The sequence below is a fragment of the Enterobacter sp. UNJFSC 003 genome (assembly GCF_036903355.1).
Lineage (GTDB): Bacteria > Pseudomonadota > Gammaproteobacteria > Enterobacterales > Enterobacteriaceae > Enterobacter.
This window is the reverse complement of sequence record NZ_JBAKHK010000178.1, coordinates 1-269: the sequence shown is the minus strand read 5'-3', so window position 1 is coordinate 269 and position 269 is coordinate 1. Positions and strand designations below refer to the sequence as shown.

The 269-nt window shown below is 54.6% G+C and carries 1 pseudogene; it reads right to left on the bottom strand.

Annotated features, from left to right (window positions below):
* Positions 1-269: pseudogene (locus V5P19_RS23675) on the bottom strand (deaminase); the annotation flags it as partial.

Below are 269 nucleotides of genomic sequence, written 5' to 3'. Positions count from 1 at the left end.
CCTTTGTCGTGCAACTGTTTGAGCGGCATATGCAGCGTGCCAATCGGCACCGTCGAGGCAATAGAAATTTGTTGCACCACCATCCGGTTCGCCAGTTCATCTACCTGTTGCTCGTTGAGCGTTGCCAGCGCAAAGGCGTGACTGATGGTCAGCTTGCCCTTCAGCTGTGGCGTTTTCTCTACCGTTTCAACCATATAATTGATGGCTGCCACGCCTGCCGGCGTGGTTTCGTGCAGGTGAATATCGACGCCTTTGTCGTAGTCCAGCGC